19 protein-coding genes are annotated in these 22,067 nt (G+C 61.1%); 2 read left to right on the forward strand and 17 right to left on the reverse strand.

What is annotated here, in order from left to right; genetic code table 11:
• Positions 1–148: 148 nt before the first annotated feature.
• Together AB4P96_RS14350 and AB4P96_RS14355 are read right to left on the reverse strand one after the other, a co-directional pair.
• Entirely contained in the window at positions 149–514 is a 366-nt protein-coding gene (locus AB4P96_RS14350; protein WP_176992576.1) for a hypothetical protein, read from the reverse strand.
• Between the two features lie 178 nt (positions 515–692).
• Positions 693–1,073, reverse strand: coding sequence for a DUF1090 family protein (locus AB4P96_RS14355; protein ID WP_169988296.1), 381 nt, complete (start codon positions 1,071–1,073; stop codon positions 693–695).
• A gap of 403 nt (positions 1,074–1,476) precedes the next feature.
• Here AB4P96_RS14355 and AB4P96_RS14360 point away from each other — a divergent pair, with 403 nt between their 5' ends.
• A complete protein-coding gene (locus AB4P96_RS14360) occupies positions 1,477–1,773 on the forward strand; it encodes a putative quinol monooxygenase (RefSeq protein ID WP_099547926.1) in 297 nt (98 codons plus the stop codon).
• A 260-nt stretch (positions 1,774–2,033) separates the two neighbouring features.
• On the opposite strand, the gene AB4P96_RS14365 is transcribed toward AB4P96_RS14360, so the two are convergent.
• From AB4P96_RS14365 to AB4P96_RS14435, 15 genes are all read right to left on the reverse strand, one after another.
• Positions 2,034–3,083 carry a hypothetical protein gene (locus AB4P96_RS14365; protein ID WP_395600925.1) on the reverse strand — a complete coding sequence of 350 codons (1,050 nt, stop codon included), beginning with the start codon at positions 3,081–3,083 and terminating at the stop codon, positions 2,034–2,036.
• A gap of 11 nt (positions 3,084–3,094) precedes the next feature.
• Positions 3,095–4,903 carry a hypothetical protein gene (locus AB4P96_RS14370; protein ID WP_169988300.1) on the reverse strand — a complete coding sequence of 603 codons (1,809 nt, stop codon included), beginning with the start codon at positions 4,901–4,903 and terminating at the stop codon, positions 3,095–3,097.
• Between the two features lie 3 nt (positions 4,904–4,906).
• A complete protein-coding gene (locus AB4P96_RS14375; RefSeq protein WP_177035053.1) occupies positions 4,907–6,193 on the reverse strand; it encodes a hypothetical protein in 1,287 nt (428 codons plus the stop codon).
• 11 nt (positions 6,194–6,204) lie between these two features.
• Positions 6,205–7,128: a hypothetical protein gene (locus tag AB4P96_RS14380; protein ID WP_176992577.1), complete on the reverse strand. Its 924-nt coding sequence runs from the start codon at positions 7,126–7,128 to the stop codon at positions 6,205–6,207.
• A gap of 59 nt (positions 7,129–7,187) precedes the next feature.
• Positions 7,188–9,551 (reverse strand): hypothetical protein, encoded by a 2,364-nt coding sequence (locus AB4P96_RS14385; RefSeq protein WP_099547922.1) that lies wholly within the window; start codon positions 9,549–9,551, stop codon positions 7,188–7,190.
• A 10-nt stretch (positions 9,552–9,561) separates the two neighbouring features.
• Positions 9,562–10,701, reverse strand: a complete 1,140-nt coding sequence (locus AB4P96_RS14390) for a hypothetical protein (RefSeq protein ID WP_395600926.1) — start codon at positions 10,699–10,701, stop codon at positions 9,562–9,564.
• A complete protein-coding gene (locus AB4P96_RS14395) occupies positions 10,680–12,116 on the reverse strand; it encodes an alkaline phosphatase family protein (protein WP_236460999.1) in 1,437 nt (478 codons plus the stop codon). The genes AB4P96_RS14390 and AB4P96_RS14395 overlap by 22 nt, the downstream gene beginning before the upstream one ends.
• On the reverse strand, positions 12,106–13,326 hold the full coding sequence (gene eboE, locus AB4P96_RS14400) for a metabolite traffic protein EboE (RefSeq protein WP_395600927.1): 1,221 nt from the start codon (positions 13,324–13,326) through the stop codon (positions 12,106–12,108). Before eboE ends, AB4P96_RS14395 begins: the two co-directional genes overlap by 11 nt.
• Complete coding sequence (locus AB4P96_RS14405) at positions 13,323–14,207, reverse strand: TatD family hydrolase (RefSeq protein ID WP_099547919.1); 885 nt, start codon at positions 14,205–14,207, stop codon at positions 13,323–13,325. The genes eboE and AB4P96_RS14405 overlap by 4 nt, the downstream gene beginning before the upstream one ends.
• Before the next feature lie 32 nt (positions 14,208–14,239).
• On the reverse strand, positions 14,240–14,923 hold the full coding sequence (locus AB4P96_RS14410) for an EboA domain-containing protein (protein ID WP_395600928.1): 684 nt from the start codon (positions 14,921–14,923) through the stop codon (positions 14,240–14,242).
• Positions 14,920–15,789, reverse strand: a complete 870-nt coding sequence (locus AB4P96_RS14415; RefSeq protein WP_395600980.1) for a UbiA family prenyltransferase — start codon at positions 15,787–15,789, stop codon at positions 14,920–14,922. The genes AB4P96_RS14410 and AB4P96_RS14415 overlap by 4 nt, the downstream gene beginning before the upstream one ends.
• A gap of 5 nt (positions 15,790–15,794) precedes the next feature.
• Positions 15,795–17,660, reverse strand: a complete 1,866-nt coding sequence (locus AB4P96_RS14420; RefSeq protein ID WP_395600929.1) for a 3-dehydroquinate synthase — start codon at positions 17,658–17,660, stop codon at positions 15,795–15,797.
• A 512-nt stretch (positions 17,661–18,172) separates the two neighbouring features.
• Positions 18,173–18,481 carry a DUF6124 family protein gene (locus AB4P96_RS14425; protein ID WP_395600930.1) on the reverse strand — a complete coding sequence of 103 codons (309 nt, stop codon included), beginning with the start codon at positions 18,479–18,481 and terminating at the stop codon, positions 18,173–18,175.
• A gap of 606 nt (positions 18,482–19,087) precedes the next feature.
• Positions 19,088–19,354 carry an acyl-CoA-binding protein gene (locus AB4P96_RS14430; protein ID WP_395600931.1) on the reverse strand — a complete coding sequence of 89 codons (267 nt, stop codon included), beginning with the start codon at positions 19,352–19,354 and terminating at the stop codon, positions 19,088–19,090.
• A gap of 152 nt (positions 19,355–19,506) precedes the next feature.
• Positions 19,507–20,445 carry a LysR family transcriptional regulator gene (locus AB4P96_RS14435; RefSeq protein WP_395600932.1) on the reverse strand — a complete coding sequence of 313 codons (939 nt, stop codon included), beginning with the start codon at positions 20,443–20,445 and terminating at the stop codon, positions 19,507–19,509.
• Positions 20,446–20,554: 109 nt separating this feature from the next.
• Here AB4P96_RS14435 and AB4P96_RS14440 point away from each other — a divergent pair, with 109 nt between their 5' ends.
• Positions 20,555–22,054: a CoA-acylating methylmalonate-semialdehyde dehydrogenase gene (locus AB4P96_RS14440; RefSeq protein WP_017136533.1), complete on the forward strand. Its 1,500-nt coding sequence runs from the start codon at positions 20,555–20,557 to the stop codon at positions 22,052–22,054.
• Positions 22,055–22,067: the final 13 nt, after the last annotated feature.

The raw sequence follows: 22,067 nt of genomic DNA on the forward strand, positions 1-22,067 counted from the left end.
TTTAGTGTTATTTGAAAATTAAATATAGTATATAACGTATTGAAATATCCTTAAATATTTTGAGAGCCTCAGTTTTGTGAGAGGTCGCTGACCATGGAGTGGGCGCTCCGTTAGATAAATATGAGCGGGTGGCAATAACTTCCAGCGCTTACTTGTAAGCCTCAGGAAACCAGCGTTGTGCCAACTTCACCTTGATCGCCAGGTCCTCTTTCGACTTCTGGCATTCGAGTGCTCGCTGCTCAGCGCTCGGGATGGCCGGCCAATTGCGCTCCCCTCGGGAGACGACTTGTTCATAGCCTTCATCGTATTCCGCGCTTGGCCCTGCAATCAGCTTGGATGCCTTTACGTAATCGGCAACAAGATCGGCGGGCAGCGCCCCGCAGGTGAATTGCGCCCGGGAGTACATCAGGCCATCGCTTGCCCCGAGTACCTTCCCGTCGGCAGGTTGGGTGGCTGCAACGGATAGCGTGGGGTGGGCAAGCAACATAACGACCAGCAAGGTGCGTCCGTTCATTTGAAATATCCTTAACACTCCGAGCACTGGAGGTATTTTCTCATCGGGCAATTCCCTTTGCAGGGTGATAGGCGTGCATTAAAGCATGTCTACCTCCTCGGGCTGCACACGGCAGATAGCCAAGTACCGGTCGTAAAAAAGCCCGCAACCGCGGGCTCTTCTCACATCAAATTTCGACTTACTTGAACAAACCACCAATGGCATTAATCGCATCCGCAGCCTTGTTCACGTTTTGCTGGTGTTGTGGGTTGGTATCCACCTGCGCCTGGGTGTTGTAACGCGCGTTACTGCAGCTTTTGTTGGTTTGCGTCAGGGCCGCCTGAAAGGCTGTCGCGCGCAAGGTGTCGCCTTTGGCGTTGGCTGCATTGATGTTGGCCTGCAGATCGCGGATCTGCTGCTGGCAGGAGGCGTTGTTGGTATTAGTGTTGACGGTGTTGTTGCTGCTGCCACCCAGGGCGGAGGACAGCGCGCCCGTCAGGGCTGTCAGGTCGGCGGCGTGGGCGGGCAGGGTAAACAGGCTGAACAGGGCGGCGGCGGGTGCGAGTTGGGTAAGACGCATGGTAAACCTCAATGTTTGATTGCCTGCACACGTGTCAGCGCCCGAGCTGGCGCAGAGCAATATCCGTATAAAGTTGGGCGCTCGGGTGGAGGGAAATACTATTGGGGCAATTTTTGTGCTTCAACACTGGCGTTGCGGAAGTGTGAATGCCTTCACGTTGTTGGCGGGGCATGGCCTGGGCTGTCTACACCTCTAACCGCTCGGCACGCAGGTAAAACCAGACAAAGAAAAGCCCACGATGGGGGCGCGGGCTTAAAAGGTGTTCACTTAGGAGCTGAGTTCAGGCTAGGCGCGCCACTGTGAAAACCGCGTGAAATCCGCATGTGAATTATGTTTTTTGCACCCAGGCATCACGCTCAAGTACTGTGCTGCTTCCTTATCCAGCCTAAGTGACGGTGTGTTCATGCCAAATGAAGTGCGGCTTGTCGTGATGATCAATACCCAGCCCGGCAAGGGCTTGCAGCAGTTGGCAGCGTTTCAGGCGCTGGCACCTAAGGTGCGGGCCGAGCACGGGTGCCTGAACTATGATTTGCATCCCGTGGTGGGCAACCCCGACAGCTTTGTCCTCATCGAAAAATGGGCTTCAAAGGCTGCATTGGACGCCCACCATGTCGCCCCTCATATGGTGGAAGCGGCCCAACACAATCCGTCGTTTCGTGCGGGGCCTGCGACCGTCTTGCTGCTGGAGGACGCGGTATAAGGCCGTTTTCAGAGCCAGCGCTTTCAAGGTCTTTGAATAACCCGCGATACCCTTTAATCAAGGACGAACACTGTCACTGTGGCGAGCAGGCTTGCCCTGCGTTGGGTGGCGAAGCCGCCCCAAATCAGGCGACTCGGTGAGCCAGTTACAGCGGGCTGGGGCTGCTGCGCAGCCCATCGCAGGGCAAGCCTGCTCGCCACGGGTTGCTTTTCTTCAGCTCGATTTCTGATTCGACTTGCTTGACTGCGTAGGGCATGGTTTCAAAGCGGCACCCGCCTTATCTTGCCGCTCAATGGCACCACTGTGTTGTAGGGCGTGGGGATTGGCCGCCCGGCCAGGCCCATGCCTTCGCTGATCAGCACGGCGTCCTGTACCACACATAAGTTGGACGGCGTATCCAGGCCGCGCACCAGCACTTCGACTTCCCGGGTGTGCAGGTTGCAACGCAGCAAACGCCCACTGAATCGGGTAAAACCGCCGTGCAGCGGCTCGCCGCTCCAGTCCGGCAGCAGCGGTTGTTGCAGGTGGCTGCACAGTTCCAGCACCAGCAGCCTGCCGCGCGAGCACAACGCCAGGCCCGTGGGCAATTGCAGGCCGCGTATCACCACTTCCATCTGCCCGGTGGCCGGGTGCACGCGGATCACTTGGCCGGCAAAGTCGGCAAAGTCGATGCCCTTGCGCGCCGGGTCGCCGTGCAGCTCGCCAGAGAACAGGCTGATCAACACTGCATCCGTCTGCGGTTCGTACACCAGGGTCACGGGCACGGCTTCCTGGCCCTGATCGAGTGCCGGCAGTTGCGCCAGCACCCGTTCGTCCCTGCCTTGTGTGAACTCCACCAGTTGATTGGTATCAGGTTTTACCGCCAGCCAGCTGCGGCGCGTGGGGTGGTAGCACAGCGCATTCAAATTGCCCCGGCTGTGGAACACCGGCTCAGGCGGGTTGTATTGCAGGTCGAGCAGTTGCGAGCCGCCGACGTAATCGGTCAGGCTGGCCAGGCAACGCCCATCAACACAGGCGATGTCCGACACGCCCATGATTTCATCGCGCAGCATGCGCGCCTGCATGTTCATGCTGCGAAAGCCTTGGGCGATGACTTTGCCGGGCAAGTATTCACCAGGCCGCGCAGGGTCGGGTTGAAGTTGGCTGATGCGGCCGCTGAAGGGCTGGTCCGCCAGGCCGGAACCGGCTTCGGCCAACAGCAGGCTGCCATCGTCTTGCAGGCACAGGCCGCGTGGGTTGAGCAGGCCGTCGGCGATCAGTGTAATGGGGTGCAGTGCCTCAATGGGCTGCGCCGGAATATGCAAGGTCATGGGGTGTGCTCCTATTGCGGCGGCTGCCATGGGCTGCCGGTGAGGTAGGCGCGCAGCAACGCACGCTGGGCCGGCGACATCGAGCGCACGACCGGCATGAACAGCGTGGTGCCTTTGTAGGCGTCCGAGGTGCGCGCCAAAATCGCGTTTTTGGCGCCCATGATCGCGTCGGGCTGGTTGAGCGGTACGTAGCGCGACATGGCGGGGAAGGCCAGGTAGTGAAAGCGCAACACGTTCGGGTAAACCTGTGCCCAGGTGATGGTGCTGCCCTTGGCGATGCCGAAATCAGTCTGGGCGTATTTGCGCAAGTTGGTGAAGAAGGCGCCATCGTCCACGCCGTTGGCCGTGCAGGTCAGCGCGACAAAACCGGCCTGGCCGGCACTGCCGCTTTTGAGCGTGACCGGGAAGCTCACCGTCTGTTGCCCGGCATTCACGGTCAGAGACGTGGGGAAGTTAAGGAAGTCAAAATACTGCTTTTGATCGTAAGCCCCCGGCGCGCTGGCTGCGAGGCTCACCTTGGTGGCGTTGGGCACCGGTCCGCCCAGGTAGCTGACGCGCAAGGTGATGGTCAAACCAGTGGGGTAGTCCTCCAGGTACACATTGCGCTGGTCGGCATACACCCGGTACGTCGCTTCGGTGGCGTTGAGTTTTTTACCGTTCACTGCATTGGGGGCGGTGATGTTCAGCGCCGTGGTACTCACGGCTTGCTGTTGGCTGGTATTCAGGGGCAGGTCAACGATACCGCCATACACGTAGTAATTGACCAGCGGGCTGGCGGTGGGATTGAGTGTCGTCAGCGGCGCGGCACCGGCGGCAATGGTCACCGGCCCGTAATTGGCATTCGGCCCGATGGGGCTGGTGATGTCATCGCGCACGGCGCGGAAGGTTTGCTTGGGGATGACGTTGACCATATCGAGGCTCAGCAAACCGTTGTTGCCCAGCGCTGCATAGGCGGCGTTGCCCGTGGCCTGGTTGACTATCTGGCGGCCCGGCTGGCAGCCCGGCAGTTCGCCGGCAAACGCCGGGGCCAGGGTGCCGATCACCCGGCCGATGCTCGGGTTAGGCGTATATTTACCGGCGGCGTAATCGGCGTCCAACTGCGCCGTGGTCATCTGCGGGCACATCTCAAACATCACAAACCGCAAGACAATGCCCGTCGCCCCCGGCGCCTGGATAATCGCCTTGAGGCCGGCGCTGTTCTGGTTCCAGCTGACGATACTGCTCAGCGGGAAGGTCAACTGGAACGTGCCACTGGCATGGAACGAGCCCGGTGCGTCCATTTTTGCCGGGTCGAGCACGCGGCCGGTCACGTCGTAACTGCTGCACACCGCATTGTTGCGGATCAGCAACTGGATATTGTCGTTGCCACCTATTTGCAGGCCACCCACAAAAATCTGCGTGGTGGTCGAGGCGCTGGGGTCCAGGTCCACCATCATCGGGCCGGAGACCGGGCCCTGGCCGGTCACCGGGTCCACCGAGCCGAGCAGGTACACCGGCTGGCCAATCAGGTCGCCGGTGGTGCTGATGTTGCCCGGCACACCTTGGGAACTGATCAGGGCGTTCTGCATGTCCACCACATGCTGGCCATAGTGGTTCCAGCCGCCGGCGGTGTAGTAGTTGCCGGCCGGCGCGTTGATCATGTTGTTCAGTTGGTCATCGGTATAAGACTGCGCACCCGGCGCCAGGGTCGAGGTGGTCAGGTCAAACAGCGGCCAGTTCGGGTTGCCATTGAACGGGATGGTCGGCGAGTTGTTCGGCAAGCTCACGTCGGTGCGGATGCCGCCCCAGAAATTCAGTCGTGGTCCATTGAGGATGCTCATGGTCTATTCCTTGTCCGTGGCGTGTGGGGTGACGGGCGGGTTGGCAAATTTGAACAGGTACGAGAAGTCAGACTTGAACGGGCTCTTCACCGGCGTGGCCATGGAATGGCAATTCATGCAGCTGCTGTTGGGCTGGATATAACTCTCCATGGTCACGTTGGCCGACAGCGCCGGTGTCGGCTGGCCCAGTGGGTTGCTCGGGTTGTTGGGCATCAGCGGGCGCTGGGTGGTGATCAACTGGTAGTACTTCAAAACGCTGCGTTGCAGGCCGGGGTTGGCTTGGTAATTGGCATTCACCCAGCCTGTGGCGTCGGCAATCGGCGTTACGCGGTTAAGCGGGTTCGGCGTCTTGAACGTGGTGCCGGGCTTGGGCACACAGACCAGTTGCGTGCCCTGGGTCTGCCAGTTGCACGGCGACTGGTTGAGCGTGGCGGCCGGGGCCAACGGGGTGTAGTAGGAATACGCCGTACCGGACACCGGCTGATCGACCCACTGGCCATTGACCTTGGCCTTGGGCGGCACGTTTTCGATCTGCTCGAAGGTCGACCAGATCCACTGCGGGTAGCCATTGACCTTGGTAATGATATGCAGGCCCACCAGCCCCAGATACGCCTCGGTCACCCCGGTGCGTTGGCCCTGGCTGTTGAAGGTGGCCACGCGCGCAATCTGCGTCAGGTAATGGCTGGCGTTGTCCCTGGGCGTGAGGATACGCCAGCTCGATTTGATCTCGATCACCCCATTGGGGAAGCTGATGTTATTGGCTTTGGACACCACGTTCGCGTTGTAGAAGCGGTTGCCGACAATGTAGTTATAGGACGCCTGGTTGGCCGAGATATCGTAGTAGGTCGGGTTGCCCGCCTGGTCGATCAGCCAGCCACCGACCGCCTGGTCGATGGAGTTGACCAGCGAACTGTTCTTCAACGCAGCGATATTGATGATGCCCAGGCTGCGGGCCGTCAGCGGGCTGTTCCACGGCCCGGGGTTGGCGGCGCCCGGCAGGAAGATCTCACTGACGGTCTTGTAGGTCTGCCACACGGTGTAGCCAGAATCCCCAGGCTGTTTGTTGCAGTTGGGCGTGCCACGCTGCCCGTCCTGGGCCGGCCAGTTCAGGGCGACGAACATCTGCCAGCTGTATTGATCGAACTGGTCCTGCGGCGCATTGGCGGCGGGTGCGCTGGTGGGTGGCTGGCAGTTGAGCTGCGTGGCCAGCATCGACGGCTGCGGCTCTTCGCGCGCCAGGGCCGGCAAGCTGACCAGCCCCAGCAGCATCACACTCAGTAGTGTTTTCATGATGATCTTCCTCAAGGCTTACGCTGCATCAACTGGTTCCATTGCGCCTTATGGCCGTTGCTCTGGGAGGCCGGCGGCTCGAACAGCTGGCAAGGCGGCGGGTTGGACGGGCACATCGCAGCCACTTGGTCCCAGGTCTGCCTGGGGTCGGGTTTGGCGATACGGAAGTTGGTGTAGTTCTGGCTCACGATCGGCGCATTGGCCACGCTGGTGTCCCCGGAAAAGAAGAACGACTGCGGCGAACGGTAGGGTGGTGAGCCTGTCTGGCGCTTGTTGAAGGCATAACCAAACAGGATCGGCCCCGACGGTGATTGCAGGTCCAGGGCATAGGCCTGCACGCTGGCGTTGAGGTTTTTGCTGCGCTCGGCGCTGTAGGGCAGGTGCTCGATAAAGTCCTGGCGCGGTGGGTGGTTCATCGGCGAAAACATGCAGCAGGCCGGCATGTCTTTCGGGCGGTCCTGCGGGTAAGTCAAAAAGTACGCCTTGTTGCCCAGGGACACGAATGAGCAGGTGTAGTTGTTGTTCTTGATCGGGAAGATCGGCAGGCAGTACTTCTCGTAGTGCTCCATCATCGCGCCGAAGCCGTCGCCATCCGGCGGGATATACGTGGTGTCGTAGTAGCTCGTCCCGCGCGAGACCGTGTAGTCGGCAGGTGTGAGGGTCGAGGGTGGATTGCTATAGGGCGGCGGGTTTTTCGCGTAGTTGTTCATGACCCGGTACATCGTCCAGTCGCTGATCCATTGCGCCGGAAAAAACGGATCGGACGGCTCGCCTGGCGCGCGTTTGGCGATGCAGTTGCCGTTCTGCGCGTTGCACCCTTCGCTGTTGTGTACACCATTGGTGAAGTACACGGCGCCGCTGTCGTCGGCGGCAAACGCGGCGGGGCTGAGCAGCACAAGCAGCAGCAACAGTCGGCTCAAAAGGCTGGTGTTCATAGGACACTCCTGTGAGGTGCCGGGCAGCCGTCAGGCCACCCGGCGCTCCTGCGTGTGGCTTAGTGGTAGTCGCTCATGCTCAATTGCACGGGCGGGTAGTTGCGTTTCACCAAGGCTTGCGCCCACAACTCCAGTACGGCTCGACGGCTTTGCGGCATGTCTCGCGTAATGGGCATCGCCAGGGTGCTTTCTTCCTGATAGGGCTTGCTGATCAACACAATCAGTTGGTCCACCGCGCCCTCAATGCGCGACAAGGAGTTGAGCGGCATGAACTTGCTCATGATCGGGTACAGGTAATAAAACGGCTGCAGGATGAAGGGGTAGATGAAGGTCTCCCAGATCAGCTGGCCGGCGTTTTCGCGTTGATAAATCAGGTTCCAGGCGTTGACGAAGTTCTGCTGCAACTGCGGTTCCAGCGGCAGCACCCGCAGCGGCGCGAGGAAGTCGGTGAAGGCCGTGGGCAGCGGGAAGCTGAACGGGATCGCCGGTGCCTGCTGACCTTCCTGCACAAAGAAACGCAAGGTCGGAAAACCCGGCGCCTGGGCGGTGACGGTCAGGTTGGCGATGCCGTTGGCGTCGGTCTGGATCTTCGCCAGGCTGTATTGCACCGTATTGTTGAGCGGGTCTTGCAAGGTGCCTTGCATGGCGATCGGGTTGGCGAACGTGAGCGTCGGGCTTAAGGCCACTGCCGCAGGTGTCGGTAAAAATTCCTGGTAGGTCACCGGCGTCATTTGATCGGCTGACACCGCCAGCCGCGTGGCCATCAATTGGCGACCGGTGCCCTCGGTCACGTGGCTGCGCAGCGTGGTTGCGCCTTGAAATTGCGGCCAATTGGCGCTGTTATTCGCCGGGTTGGCCGGGTCGTTGTTGAACAGCGTGAAGTTCGCCGCGTTGCTGAAGGCCAGGTAGTAGTCGGTGGTACACAGCATGTAGGCATTGCCGTATTCGGCCACCCACAACGTGGTGCCGGCAGGCGCGGGCAGGCCGTCGTATTGCACCATAACCTGCAGGGTTTTGGTGTCGCCCACGTCGATAAAGCTCGCGCTCTCGACGACTTCGGCGGTCCACATCTGCTGGGTCGCGGCGATCACGGGCGTGGTGCCGGGCTGTTGCAGTTCCAGGGTGCCGGTTTGCAGGAGTGCCTGGGCGTCCACGCCCAGCGGCAGGTCGAGGATGCCCGAGCGTTTGTCGAAGGCCGCCTGTTGATAATCGTCATAACCAAAACTGGCCAGCGGGCTGAATTGCGTGCCCTGGCGGATGCCGATCTGGTAATTGCCGGCCTGGAATTTGGCCGCGACCGGGATGTCGGCCGTCTTGTCGATCGGGTAGAACGGGAAGGCATTGCCCAGGTCCAGCGACAAGGTGTTGTCGTGGGCCTGCGCCGAGATCACCCCGAGCTGCGCCTGGGTGGCCGTGCCCGGCGAGGTCTTGTAGATGGGCACTGCACCGGCCGGCACCAGGCGCCGGCCGGCGGGGGCGGTGGGGAACTCATCGTCGAGCCACAGGCCCAGGGTGCCGACCGTGCGGCTATAGGCCGGGTTGAAGAAGATATCGCCGACGTTATCCAGCCCCTGTTGGTACATGGCCTGCACCTGGGCCTGGGCCGCCGCGCTGGAGGAGTGGGTGTCGATCGGCGGGTAGTTGTTGAGGATGCCGTTCTTGTCGTAGCACGTCAGGTAGGTCGAAAAACGGAACATCAAACCCTTGGCATTTTGCTGCGCCATCTGGGTCTGCAGGTTTTGCAGCAAGGCGGAATTGCCGATCACCCATTCCAGGTTCTCTTTGGGGAAACAGGTTTGCCAGGTGGTGGTCACGTAGGCCAGGCCACCGAGGTTGGCCCAGTTGAAGTTGAGGAAACGGTCGAGCATGCGGAACTGGCGATTGAGCGTCAGGCCGCACTCGGCGTTGCCCAGCACCAGCTTGTCGAAGTACAGCGCGGTGAAGGTGTTCTGCCAGGGGCTCACGTCGACAAAGCGCGCCGGCGAGCTGGGGGCACCGCCGAAGGGGTTGCCGAGCAACTGGAAGCTCTGGTTGATCAGCGGGTCCTGGTCCACGTAGCCACCGCCGGGCAACTCGCCGCCGGTGATCACCGACTGGGTCTGGTTGTAGCTCACGGTGCCGCAGGCATTGTCGCCGAACAGGTTCCACTCGCCAGGGATCATCGGCGTGGTCAACTGCCCGGCATTGCCTGGCACCTGCATCACGTAGTCGGGCACGCTGGCGGGCGGCAGCGGGGCGATGGTCCAGGGCAGCAAGGTGCTGGCGGCATTCAGTGGCGTGATGTCGAAGGCCTTCAAGAACGGCCAGTTCATCTGCATTTTTACCGCATCGTACAGCGGGTACATGTCGTTGTTGTTGGCCGTCGGCGGGTTCCAGAACATATGGCCGCCCAGGTAGATACGCGGGAAATTCAAGACGCTCATGTGAGGCTCCTTAACGTTGCCACTGGGCGCGTTTGAGCGACCAGACAAAGTCCAGTTTGTGGTAGCCGACAAAGTCGGAGGCGGGCAACGGCGCGGTGGGGTAGACGATGCCGCCGTCTTTGTTCAAGGCGAAATTGAAGTAGCCCTGCTTGGGCGAATAGGCCGCGGTGCCATGGCAGGCAAAGCATGAAGATTCACTTTGGAACGCCGATTCCAGCTGGGAGTTGGCCAGTAACGTTGGCGTGGTGTTGGATTGCACGCCGATCAGCTCGTACTGCGCCAACGCCGGGTATTGAGCCTGGAAGGTGGCGTTCACCGGCTGCGCCGCCGCTGTTGGCCCGGTGCTGTTGGTCATCGGCGCAGCGGGTGCGGCGTTGGTCACCGTGTACTGGCTGTTGTTACGGTTTTCGAAGGTGGTCCACACCCAATCGGGGTTCAACTTGTTGATCACATGCAAGCCGCTCAGCGCCGCATAGCCAACCTGATACTGCTTGCCCTGCTGGTAGTAGGCCTGGGCAATGTAGTAACCCTGGCTGGCCAGTTGTTGCTGGTAGGCCGTGTCGTTACCGATCCACAACCACGCGGCTTTCAGCTCCCAGGCGGTGGAGGGGAAGTTCAGGTCGCTGGTGAGTGCGGCCTGGCCGTTCACGTTGTAGACCTTCTGCTGCACGATGTACTCGAACGTGTCCTGGCCCATCAGCAGTTGGAAGCGCACCGGCTGGCCTTTCTCGGCTGCCGGCACCTGGCCGCCCATTTGCAGGATGAGCCCGTCCACCTGTTGCGTGGCGTTGAGGTTATGCAAGATTCGGTTGGGGTTCATGCCCATCGCCTGGGCCTGGCTCAGCACGGCGGCGGGTGGCGGCACGCTTTGGCCATACGGCAGCGGTTGGGCGCCGTTAGGCAGGTAGACCTGGTCTGACGGTTTGAGGGTTTCCCAGAACCGGTCAGGGCTTTGTGCGCCGGCAGGCTGGTTCAGGCAGGCAAACCAGTTCCAGGCGAGGGTGTCGGGGCCTTGGGTGAAGGCGGCCCGGGTGGCGTCGAGATTGTCTCCAAACTGCAGAAAGTTGCTGCAATCGAAGGGGGTGGTGTCCTGTGCCTGGGCCAATCCGGCCAGTGCGCTCAGGACCGTTATAGATAAGGCTCGCCGCATGAAAGCTCCTTGGCATTCGCCAGTTCGAGGTGAGGGCGCCCCAGGAAGTGCTCCAGGAGCAGTTGCTTGACTGCCGTCGCCGCCAGTTGCTGCGGCAACGCCAGGTCGCAATTGGTGATCAGCAGCGGGCCGGTCTGCGCACTGCTGGGCAGACGACCATGGCTACCACGGACTAACCCTGTGTCCAGTGGGATCAGGTCCATGTAGTAGCGAAAACCGAGTTTTTTTTGCAGCAGGCGGCGCGCCACTTTGAGCTTGGGCAAGCGAATGGCCGGGTCGATAAACAACTCGACCGGGTCGTAGCCGGGCTTGCGGTGAATGTCCACGGTGCGCGCAAAATCCGGCGCTTTGCGTTCGTCCAGCCAGTAGTAGTAATCGAACCAGAACCCGGCGGCGGCCACGGCCACCAGCTCGCCGCTGCGTGGATGGTCGAGCTGCCAAACGCGTTGTTCGGCTTTGTCCAGCACCTGCTCGATGCCGGGCTGGCGCTGCAACAGGGCTTTGACCCGCGGGATGTCTTGCGCGTGCTTTACGTAGACATGCGCAACCTGATGGTCCGCCACCGCAAACGCTGCGCTGGCGCCGGGGTCGAGCAGTTCCCAGCTCAAGGATTGGCGCACCTGCAACAGGCCTTCGGCGCGCAGCACGCGGTTGATCGACACCGACTGCGCGACGGCTTCGATGCCGTACTCAGACAGCAGCATCACCGCCGCACCCTGGGCCTCGGCGAAGGCCAGCAAACGCCCGACTTCGTGGTCGATGGCGCGCACTTCATCAGCAATCGACGGGTGCTCAGGCCCCACGCGCTGCAAGCTGTAATCAAGGTGCGGCAGGTAGATCAATTGCAGGTGCGGCCGGCTGATCTGGAACTCGGCCATGGCGCACTCGACAATCCAGCGGCTCGACGCGATGCCCGCCGCCGGCCCCCAAAAACCATGGAACGGGAACTCGCCAATCTGCGCCTCGATCTGCTCATGCAAACCGGGCGGCGACGAATACAGGCCAAATTGCTTGCGCCCATCGGCCGGGTAATGCGGGCGCGGTGTGATGGAGGCGTCCACATCGGCGTACATGTTGTACCACCAGAACAACTGGCTGCAGCGAAAGCCCGGCATTTCACGCTTGAGGGTGTGCCAGACCTTTTCGCCCTGGATCAGCGCATTGGGTTGCAGCCAGAAACGCACTTCGGCCTGGTCGCGAAAGTACCAGCCATTGCCGACGATCCCATGCTGCGACGGCGGCGCGCCGGTGAGGATCGAGGCCTGCACCGTGGACGTCACGGCAGGGAACACCGGTTGCAGGCTGGCCATCTTGGCGGTCTTGAGCAGCGCGTTGATCTGCGGCGTCGCCTCGCCCAGCAGCGACGGCGTCAGCCCGACCACATTGATCAGCAGCAGCGGTTGCTCAGAGCGCATCGGCATACGCCTCCTGCATCAGGGTTTGCAGCAGGTTGCGCTGGCGCAATTGGCTCTCGACCCAACGCAGCTCGGCGGCGATGCCTTCCAGCTGCGCCTGTTGCGTGGTGGGCCGCAGTTGCGCGGGCAACACGCCCCAGCTGTAGGTTTCCACCTCCAGCACCGGGCGGAACTCAGTGTGGGCGGCCAGGTAGTCGAAGGTCTGGGCCAGGGCCGCCTGGCTGCCGCGCAGTTCGGGCAACAGCAAGTGTTCGCTGAACAGCGGGATATGGAAGTGAATGCGCAGTTCGTTGAACCCGGTGCAACCTTGCAATGCCGCCGGCAGATCGGCCCAGGCCACGCGACGGCCCTGTGCATCGAGTGCCTTGACCTGGTGCAGGTAGGTGGCTTCGGCAAAGCTTGCGAGGGTGTCGAGCACGGCTTCGCGCCGAACGGCATCGTCGGGCGGCAAGTGGCAGATCATCGCATTGGACAGCTGGACCTTGCCCACCGGCACGCCGGCGGCACGCAGCCGTTCCAGGGATTGATAACAATCCTCGAACATCACCGCTTGGTGGCACACATCAAAACACAGCGCCAGGTAGGCATGGTTCGGGTCCATGGCCTGCCGGTGCTGGAAGAATGCGAGGGTCTGCTCGGTGTTTTCCAGCACACAGTCGGGCTCCATCTCCAGGCAGAACACAATTTTCTTGCCGGTTTTGTGGTGCAGCGTGGCAAGTGCGGCTGTGAGTTGGCTGAGGTGTTCATCGGCGCGCAGTTGCCGCGCTTTGCTCCAGGTTGCGGCATAGCCCAGCGGCACCGTGGAAATTACCCCTTGGCGGCAATCGTCGGGCAGGGCGTGGGCAAGGATGCGCGCCAGGTCCAGGCTGTAAGCCAGCCGTTGCGGGTCGGCCCAACTGGGCAAATACACTTCGGCCTTCACCGCTCCCTGGTGGAAGTCGCCATAGGGAAAACCGTTCAGTGAGGTCAGGCGCACGCCGCTTTGCTTGAGTAACTGCACAAACTGCGTGCGCGCCGGGGCGTGCTGTAATTGCGCCGCCGCCTGGGCGCAGATCCACAGGCCGCTGTCTTGTTGGGCCAGCCCGCGCAAGGTGCGCACGCCCTGAAAATGCTCGGTGATGGAGGCGCGCAGCCCGGCCAGGTCGCGTGCCGGGTGTACATTGCTGCAATAGCCGATCTGGCTGGCGGCCCAGCCGTTGGCGGCGCTCATTTGACCACCGGGTCCTGGCCACGCAGGGCCGAGTTTTCTTGCCATTGCTTGCGTTGGTCGATGGGCAGCGGCGTGCTCACCAGGGCCTTGTCGAGTTGGCCGCTCTGGGCAAAAAAGTCCACCGGGTTATGGAACAGCACCTGTTCCACCTGGGCAGCACTGAACCCGGCCGCGAGCATCGCCTGGCCGGTCTTGGGCACCTTGAGCGGGTCGCTGATGCCCCAGTCCGCCGCGCTGTTGACCACCATTTTTTCGGTGCCGTATTCCTGCAGCAACGCGACCATGCGCTGCTCCGACATCTTGGTGTTGGGGTAGATCGAATGGCCGCGCCAGCAGTCGCTGTCGAGCACCAGCGGCAAGGTCAGTTCGTTGAGGTGGTCGATGATCACCAGGTGTTCGGCAATCCCCACTTCGCGGATGACGGCGAGGGTGCGTTTGGTGCCGCCGATCTTGTCACGGTGCGGCGTGTGCACCAGCACCGGCAGGTTGAATTGCTTGGCCAGTTCCAGTTGCGCGGCGAGGAAGCGGTCCTCTTCGGGAGTGATGTCGTCGTAGCCGATTTCACCCACCGCCACCACACCATCCTTGACCAGGTAACGCGGCAGAATCTCCAGCACTTCATTGGCAATCGACAGGTCATTGGCCTCCTTGGGGTTCAGGCCGATGGTGCAGAAGTGATGGATGCCGAACATGCTCGCGCGAAAGCGTTCCCAACCCAGCAGCGTGTCGAAATAGTCGACGAAACTGCCCAGGCTGGTGCGCGCCTGGCCTTGCCAGAATGCCGGTTCGATCACCCCGGTGATGCCGGCGGCGGCCATGTTCTGGTAGTCGTCGGTGGTGCGGCTGACCATATGGATATGCGGATCGAAGTACTTGAGCATGGTGAGTCCTCGTCAAGGGAAGGCGATGTGCATCAGTTCAGGTAGGCGTGCCATTCGGGCGGCAGGCGCAGGCCGCGCAAGCGCTGTAGTTGCGCCGGGCTGAGCAGGTCAAAGGCGATCGCTTTGGGTAAGCCTGGGGACACGGTGCGTGAGGCCGCGAGCTGTTCGTCGAGCAGGTCGAGGGCGAGCTGGTTGAGGGTCACGCTGTGGTGTTGCGCCAGGTTCACCAGGCGCCCGATGTCGAGGCCCATGCCGAGCGCCTTGAGCACCAGTTGGTGAAAGGCGCGTTCCGGGTAATGACGTGACGGGTAGGCGGTGTCGAGGGCGAGCGCGGCAAACACCTGCGGGTTGCTGGTGCGCCCGGCCTGCAACGCCAGTTCCAGGCACATCCCGTCGCGGTCGAGCCAGTCGAGGGCGCTGAGCAGGGCGATTTTTTCCTGGTCATCGCCCCACAGGAACAGTTGGCGCAGCAGCGGCAGGTGATCGTCTGCCGGCGTGTGTTCCAGCGCCTTGGCTATCACCAGTGCCCGGGCTGGCGCGACAACGGCGGCAGGCAACTGGCGTTTGCACTGGCCGCTCAGCAGCGCCGCCGTGGAAGCATGCGGTTGTTCTTCAAGCTTTGCATGTGCCTGCAACCACCAATGCAGCTGCGTGGCATCCAGCCGTTGGATGAGGCTCAAGCGAAGGTCGGCGAGGTTATCCGGGCGCATGTTCATGTCGGCTTGATCCAACGCTGAAAGTGGGGAAGCAGGAAAAACACCAGCACACACACCAGGCTGCCCAATGGCTGATTGGCCACCGCCAGCACCAGTGCATCGAACAACGGCAGCGCGGCCAAACCTGCGCCGATAAACGCGCGCACCTGGCGCTGTTGCGGGTGGGCCAGGTGTTTACAGTAATGCCAGCCCAACCAGCCCAGCCACAGCAGCAATACCGGCCAGAACCACAGGTTGTTGGAGTAGAGCGCCAGGGCCAGCGGGCTGAGCATCAACAGCAGCGGCAGGCGGCTGATCAGTTGGTTGCGGTGCTCCTGGCGGGCCAGGTAGGTCAGGCCGCTGATGTACACGCCAAGCAGAATCGCGCAGAGCCAGATCGGCTCCGGCGGCACCGCCAGGCTGGCGGCGGCGGTGAGGTACAGCGCCGAGCGGCAGGCGCCCATCAGCCACACGCTGTGCGCATATTTTTTGTGCAGCAGGTTGTAGCCGAAGATGCAGCCCACCAGCAGCACCACGCCGCCGAGCAACCAATGCGGCGTGTCGATCAAGCGGCTCAGGCCCAGCACCGCCGCTGCCGCGAGTACCAGCAGCAAGGTTGTGGCCAGGCCGACTTGCTGACGGCTGGCGAGTCCCAGGGTAATGGGGCGCGGGTTGTGGTGTTGTTCGTCCCAGTCGGCATCCAGCAGGTCATTCAAGAACATGCCGGCCAGGTACAGCAGCGACAAGGTGGTCAACAGCAGCACCCACACCAGCGAGGAGGGCGGCGCCAAGGCCCCGGCGCTGCTGGCGAGCAGGGCGGCGGCCAGGGTGTTGGTCCACACCGTCGGCAGGTTGGACACGCGGCCGAGGGTCATCCAGGTTTTCATCGGGCTCATCGCGCGTAGCCCTCGGTGGCCGCCAGTGCCGGGCTGCTGTGGGCCGCCAGCCGTTGCAGCGCCGTTTGCATTTTTGCGCTGTCGATTGCATGCAGGTTCACCGATTGGCCGATGCAGGTGAGCATGGGGATCGACAGTTGCCCGCCCAAGTGCTGGCGAAATTCCTCCAGGCCGAGCAACAGCGGTGAGCGGCCCTGTGCGTCGGTCACACTCAGTTCCGGCGGGCACAGGTTGAAGCCCAGCGTGTGCAGCAGGCTCATCACCCGCTCAGTTTCGGAATCGCTCAACAGGCCCAGTGCGTTTGCGTAGAGCCCATCCAGGGCCATGCCCACGGCTACTGCTTCGCCATGGCGCAGCCGGTGGTGGCTAAGGTTTTCCAGTTTGTGCGCGGCCCAATGCCCATAATCCAGCGGGCGGCCGTTACCGCGCTCGAACGGGTCACCTGCGCCGGTGATATGCCCCAGGTGCAGCTCGGCGCAACGGCGAATCGCGTAGCGGCTGGCCGCGTGGTCGAAGTGGGCGAGGGCGCTGGCATTGGCTTCCATCCACTCGAAGAACGCGGCGTCCTTGATCAGCGCAACTTTCACCGCTTCGGCCAGCCCGGCGATCTGGTCGCGGCGGGTGAGGCTGGTGAGCAACTGGAAGTCGTTGATCACGGCGGTGGCGGGGTAGAACGCGCCGAGCAGATTCTTCTGGCCAAAGGCATTGATGCCGTTTTTGACGCCGATACCGGCATCGTTCTGGGCCAGCACTGTGCTGGGGATGCGGATCAGCCGGATGCCCCGGTGGAAGGTCGCGCAGGCGTAACCCACCGAATCCAGCACCGCGCCGCCGCCCAGGGCCAGCACGTAGCAATGCCGGTCCAGGCCGTGTTGCAGCATGTCGCTGTAGAGCTGCTGCAACACCTCTGAGGTCTTGCTCAGTTCACCGGCCGGCACCGCGATGGGCGCGGCGAGCAACTGCAGATCGGCATGGGCCGCGAAGTAGGCGTCGATCTGGTCGCGCAACGCGGGCGCGCTGTGCAGCAGTTGCTCGTCGGCGAACACCATCACTGTCACTTGGCCGCTGTGCGCTGCGGTGAGTTGCTGGTGCAAGCATGGGTTGTGCGGGTCGAACAGGTGGTCGGTGAAGATCACCGGGTAGTCATAAGCGACCGTGAACCGCCCACGCAGAGGCTGATCCCCACTTGGCTTGCGTTTGAGCAGGCTGTAAATCGCCACAAACGCCAGCGGCAACACCATGCTGGCCAGCACCGTGACCAGCAATGAATTCTGCTCGATCAGGAAGGTGCCGATGGCCGTGTAGGCCAGCGCCAGGCCGGCATTGGCCAAAGTGGTGATCAGCAAAAAGGCCCGCAGCGGGTAGCGCTGCATCCCGGCGGCCACCACCGAGGTTTCCGCCAGCACCGGTACACCGCGCAGGCAAATCAACGACAGCGTGCCCAAGCGGTACGCCAACTGCCCGGGCGAGCGCTGATGCAAGCCAAGGCGGCCGGACAGCAAACGAAAATAACCGGCGCCCAACGCATACCCCAAGCCTGCACCCAGGCACAGACCGATAAAAATCACCAGGTAACCGCCAATGCTGCCGAGCATGGCCACCGCCAGCAACGCCACCATGCTCGACGGCACCGGCAGCACCACGTCCAGCGCGAGCAGGGCGACCAGCAGCAGTGCCAGGTTGAACGCCTGGGCAGGCGAGGACGGTTGGTACAGGTTGAGGTGAATCAGGAAGTCTTGGATCTGTTGTTCAAACAACAGGAAGCTGGCAATCACCAGCACAGAAAAGCACACCAATGACAGCCAAAAATGTTCGGCTGGGCCCTTTTTCGTGAACGCACGATACCACCGGCTGCGCTTCATCAAAGCATCCCTTTTGAGTATTGAGACTTAAATTCCGTGTCTGTGCTTGCGCTGTTTTTAGAGCAATAAAACCCCTCACCTGGCGGGCAGGTTTTGTGCGTAATGGCTGATGGCTTTCACGGTATTCATGAACTTAGCCGGTTGTGGTTGTTTTGCAAGTTTGTGCGGGCGGGAGTTTGAAAAGGGCGCTTGAGTGGAGCAGGAGTGGCGATGATTATTCAATATTTACAATTAGTTGTATGGCTTTTTTGTCTGCGTCAAGAAGCTGTTGGTGAGGGGCTTTGAAAGTAACAAGTGGATTACATAAAGGTGGGGTTTGTTTGGTTAATTATTGCGGCTGGCTATAACAAGTTTATGCGCGCGTAGTTGTCGAGAACTATTCCGTTTAGTGGGTGCGACGATGGTCAATTGTGGGAGCTGGCTTGCCTGCGATAGCGGTGTATAAGTTAGAAAATCAGGTGCAGATATACCGCCATCGCAGGCAAGCCAGCTCCCACATTTTTTTACCGCGTTTAAGCCATTGCCTTGGTGGGTTGCAGGCACTCGATAGAGCGATCCACCGTGGTGCGGGCCAGCTCAAGCAAATGCCACACCGCCAGAATCTTCGCCCGTTCGGGGCTGGCGAGCATTTCACTGCAATTGAGCGTGGTGGCCGAAGCGCTGTCGAGCAGGCTGGCGGTGTAGAGCAGGGCGTCTTCAAAGCTCAGGTCTTCGATCACGCTGTGAACGCCGGGGGTGGGCAGGTAATGGTCGAGGGCGCGGTTGAAGGCGGCGCGGTCTTTGGCGCAATTGCGGGGTGGGTCGGGGACGACTTTTTTCATGGTGTAACTCCTATTGAACCAGAGAGCTATCACCAACGCTGCTAAACGAGGGTGGTAGCTGTACGCGGGTTAGCAGACCGGTCAATAGGAAAACCAGCGCACCCGAAGGTGCCCCACGCACAGCCACCATAAACGCAGCGGTGAACCGTGTTCCTATTGAAGTCAGGCTGCTAAACCCCATCACTGATGAGCAGTGACGGATCGCAGACTAGCCATCGATTCCAACAGGCACAAGGCGGCAGGGATTGTCTAGGAAACGTCCTGCAATTAAAAGGGACGCGCCTTGCTGGCCCTTTACAAACCATGTCGAAAGGCCACCGACTGATCAGCCACCTGGAGCAGCAGCCACAGATCTAATGTGGGAGCTGGCTTGCCTGCGATAACGGTATATCTGCACCTAATTTTCTGTCTGATACACCGCTATCGCAGGCAAGCCAGCTCCCACATTTTTGACCGTGTTTAAGCCATTGCTTTTGCGGGTTTCAGGCACTCGATAGAGCGATCCATCGTGGTGCGGGCCAGCTCCAGCAAATGCCACACCGTCAGGATCTTCGCGCGTTCGGGGCTGGCGAGCATTTCACTGCCATTGAGCGTGTTGGCCGACCCTTATGAGGTGCTCTCTCGGTTGATCAGGCTATTCGCTAATTCGATATACTTTTCTCGGGCCTCATGTTGTGGCGTACCTTTTAGTTTGTTCCAAGCATCCCATTTAGCTTTTCCTGCAAAATCAGTGAAGCCAGGCCTTGCAGAGTTATTGTCACCCTGTGTGGATTGTTTGTGTAACCCATACAGTTCAAGAAGTTCATCGTCGGCTGGTCGTTTTGATAACCGTGTGACCGCTTCCACTGCTGAGTCGAAATCTGCAAAGCTCATGGTGCCTCCAAGGTATTAAACCGGGTTAGGTGTGCGCTACAAATAGTAAGTGCCAGGCATAAACAATACGCCTGGTATAATTCACAGTTATCAATACCTGTTGGCTATAAGCGCCACGCTTAATGGCGCTGATTTATTCGCACAACCTCGCCTCATCCCACAAACCGAAACCCACTCGACAGTTTCTCCTTCAGGTACCCCACCAACGCACTCACCGACTTCGGCACATGGGGCGAATACGGGCGGATCAAGTAAATCTCATCGGCAAATGCGCCCTTGAGTGTCCAGCCCTTGAGCACGTGTACCAACTTGCCGCTGGCCAGGGCCGCCTGGGCGCTGAAATCCGGGAGCAGGGCGATGCCCAGGTGGTTGAGCGCCGAGTCGCGCAGGGCTTCGCTGTTGTTGGTGGAAAAACTGCCGGCGATGGGCACGGTGACGCGTTCGACTTTTTTGCCGCCGCGCTCGAATGTCCAGGCCGGCTGGTCGGCGCCGCGTGGGTAGTAGAGGCAGTTGTGGGCGCTGAGGTCGTTGGGCTCGCGGGGTTCGCCGTGGCGCTGCAGGTAGTCCTGGGTGGCGACCAGCACCGAGCCGGTGTCGCACAACTTCCAGGCCACGTGGGTTTCTGGCACCTGGAAACCGTGGCGCACCGCCAGGTCGTAACCTTCGGCTGTCAGTGAACTCAGGGCATCCGACACGTCCAGTTGAATACGCACTTGCGGGTATTGCTGCAGGAATTCCGACAGATGCGGCACCAACTGCTGCCGGGCAAACGCCACCGGCGCGGTGAGGCGCACCAGCCCGCGAATCTCTCCGGCCGAGTCGCGCACCGACGAGAAACTGCGGGCGATATGTTCGTAGGCGCTGCGCACTTCGCGGGTCAACGACAGCCCCGCATCGGTAAGCCGCACACTGCGCGTGGTGCGGGTGACCAGGCGGGTGCCGGTGGCCTTTTCCAGGTCCGAGATGCGCTGGCTGACCGCCGACTTGCTCACCCCCAGACGCGCTGCGGCGGCGGTGTAGGTGCCTTGCTCTTCGAGCACCGACAACCAGTGAATATGGGTCCACAGCCCTTCGATCTCGGATTTTTCCATGATGCTATTGTTCGCTCACAAGGACAATAAGTTCAGGATTCTGCTCTGGTTTGGAACAAACTGAAAGCCTATCGTGTGCCTCAACGCTACCCACCTGGGATCACCTGCCATGACCAGTACGATCGAGCACTACATCAACGACCAACGCGTGAGCCGCGATGATCGCTATCAGGACGTCTACAACCCAGCCACCGGCGAAATCACCGGCCGCGTCGCCCTGGCCAGCCGCCAGACCGTCGGTGAAGCCGTCGCCGCTGCCCAGGCCGCGTTTGCCAGTTGGGCCGACACGCCGCCGATCCGCCGCGCTCGCGTCTTGTTCGAGTACCTGCACTTGCTGCGTGAACGCAAGGACGACCTGGCGCGCATCATCGTCGCCGAGCACGGCAAAGTCTTCACCGATGCCCAGGGTGAAGTTGACCGTGGCATCGATATTCTGGAATTCGCCTGCGGCATTCCCAACCTGCTCAAGGGCGAGCATTCCGACCAGGTTTCCCGTGGTATGGACAACTGGACGATGCGCCAGCCGCTGGGCGTGGTTGCCGGCGTCACGCCGTTCAACTTCCCGGTGATGGTACCGATGTGGATGTACCCGATCGCCATTGCGGCCGGCAACACCTTTATCCTCAAGCCAAGCCCGACCGACCCGAGCGCCTCGCTGTTCATGGCCGAACTGCTGCGTGAAGCCGGCCTGCCCAAAGGCGTGTTCAACGTGGTGCAGGGCGACAAGGAATCGGTGGATGCACTGCTCGAACACCCGGACGTCAAGGCCATGAGCTTTGTCGGCTCCACGCCGATTGCGCAATACATCTACGAAACCGGCGCGCGCAACGGCAAGCGCGTACAAGGCCTGGGCGGCGCGAAAAACCACATGGTGGTGATGCCCGACGCCGATATAGAAAAAACCGTGGATGCGCTGATGGGCGCCGCCTACGGCAGTGCCGGCGAGCGCTGCATGGCGATTTCCGTCGCCGTGTTGGTAGGCGATGTGGGTGACAAAGTCATCGCGTCCTTGACCGAGCGTGCCAAGCAATTGCGCATCACCGACGGCCGCGATTTGAAGGCTGAAATGGGTCCGATCGTGTCGCGTGCTGCGCTGGAGCGTATCAGTGGCTACATCGAACAAGGCGTGCAAGCCGGCGCGCAATTGCTGCTCGACGGGCGTGATTACGTGCCAACCGAGGCAGGCTTGGAAAACGGCTTCTGGCTCGGCGCGACCTTGTTCGACCACGTGACCCAAGACATGAGCATCTACCGCGAGGAAATCTTCGGCCCGGTGCTGGCCTGCGTGCGCGTGAATGACTTTGCCGAGGCGATCAAGCTGGTCAACGACCACGAGTTCGGCAACGGCGTCAGCTGCTTCACCCGCGACGGCAACATCGCCCGCGAATTCGCCCGGCGCATCGAAGTGGGCATGGTCGGCATCAACGTGCCGATTCCGGTGCCGATGGCCTGGCACGGCTTTGGTGGCTGGAAGAAGAGTCTGTTTGGCGACATGCATGCCTACGGCACGGAAGGTGTGCGTTTTTACACCAAGCAGAAGTCGATCATGCAGCGCTGGTCGGAGAGCATTGAGCAGGGCGCGGAGTTTGCGATGCCGGTGTCGAAATAACTTAAATACACTG

Origin of the sequence: Pseudomonas sp. B19125, assembly GCF_044218855.1 — a bacterium.
Lineage (GTDB): Bacteria > Pseudomonadota > Gammaproteobacteria > Pseudomonadales > Pseudomonadaceae > Aquipseudomonas > Aquipseudomonas edaphica.

Coding starts and splice junctions, on each gene's coding strand:
- AB4P96_RS14395 (WP_236460999.1), bottom strand. CDS start 12,116: ATGCGCTCTGAGCAACCGCTGCTGCTGATCAATGTGGTCGGGCTGACG.
- AB4P96_RS14390 (WP_395600926.1), bottom strand. CDS start 10,701: ATGCGGCGAGCCTTATCTATAACGGTCCTGAGCGCACTGGCCGGATTG.
- AB4P96_RS14385 (WP_099547922.1), bottom strand. CDS start 9,551: ATGAGCGTCTTGAATTTCCCGCGTATCTACCTGGGCGGCCATATGTTC.
- AB4P96_RS14375 (WP_177035053.1), bottom strand. CDS start 6,193: ATGAAAACACTACTGAGTGTGATGCTGCTGGGGCTGGTCAGCTTGCCG.
- eboE (WP_395600927.1), bottom strand. CDS start 13,326: ATGAGCGCCGCCAACGGCTGGGCCGCCAGCCAGATCGGCTATTGCAGC.
- AB4P96_RS14360 (WP_099547926.1), top strand. CDS start 1,477: ATGCCAAATGAAGTGCGGCTTGTCGTGATGATCAATACCCAGCCCGGC.
- AB4P96_RS14435 (WP_395600932.1), bottom strand. CDS start 20,445: ATGGAAAAATCCGAGATCGAAGGGCTGTGGACCCATATTCACTGGTTG.
- AB4P96_RS14355 (WP_169988296.1), bottom strand. CDS start 1,073: ATGCGTCTTACCCAACTCGCACCCGCCGCCGCCCTGTTCAGCCTGTTT.
- AB4P96_RS14440 (WP_017136533.1), top strand. CDS start 20,555: ATGACCAGTACGATCGAGCACTACATCAACGACCAACGCGTGAGCCGC.
- AB4P96_RS14365 (WP_395600925.1), bottom strand. CDS start 3,083: ATGACCTTGCATATTCCGGCGCAGCCCATTGAGGCACTGCACCCCATT.
- AB4P96_RS14425 (WP_395600930.1), bottom strand. CDS start 18,481: ATGAAAAAAGTCGTCCCCGACCCACCCCGCAATTGCGCCAAAGACCGC.
- AB4P96_RS14410 (WP_395600928.1), bottom strand. CDS start 14,923: ATGAACATGCGCCCGGATAACCTCGCCGACCTTCGCTTGAGCCTCATC.
- AB4P96_RS14405 (WP_099547919.1), bottom strand. CDS start 14,207: ATGCTCAAGTACTTCGATCCGCATATCCATATGGTCAGCCGCACCACC.
- AB4P96_RS14380 (WP_176992577.1), bottom strand. CDS start 7,128: ATGAACACCAGCCTTTTGAGCCGACTGTTGCTGCTGCTTGTGCTGCTC.
- AB4P96_RS14370 (WP_169988300.1), bottom strand. CDS start 4,903: ATGAGCATCCTCAATGGACCACGACTGAATTTCTGGGGCGGCATCCGC.
- AB4P96_RS14420 (WP_395600929.1), bottom strand. CDS start 17,660: ATGAAGCGCAGCCGGTGGTATCGTGCGTTCACGAAAAAGGGCCCAGCC.
- AB4P96_RS14415 (WP_395600980.1), bottom strand. CDS start 15,789: ATGAAAACCTGGATGACCCTCGGCCGCGTGTCCAACCTGCCGACGGTG.
- AB4P96_RS14350 (WP_176992576.1), bottom strand. CDS start 514: ATGAACGGACGCACCTTGCTGGTCGTTATGTTGCTTGCCCACCCCACG.
- AB4P96_RS14430 (WP_395600931.1), bottom strand. CDS start 19,354: ATGAGCTTTGCAGATTTCGACTCAGCAGTGGAAGCGGTCACACGGTTA.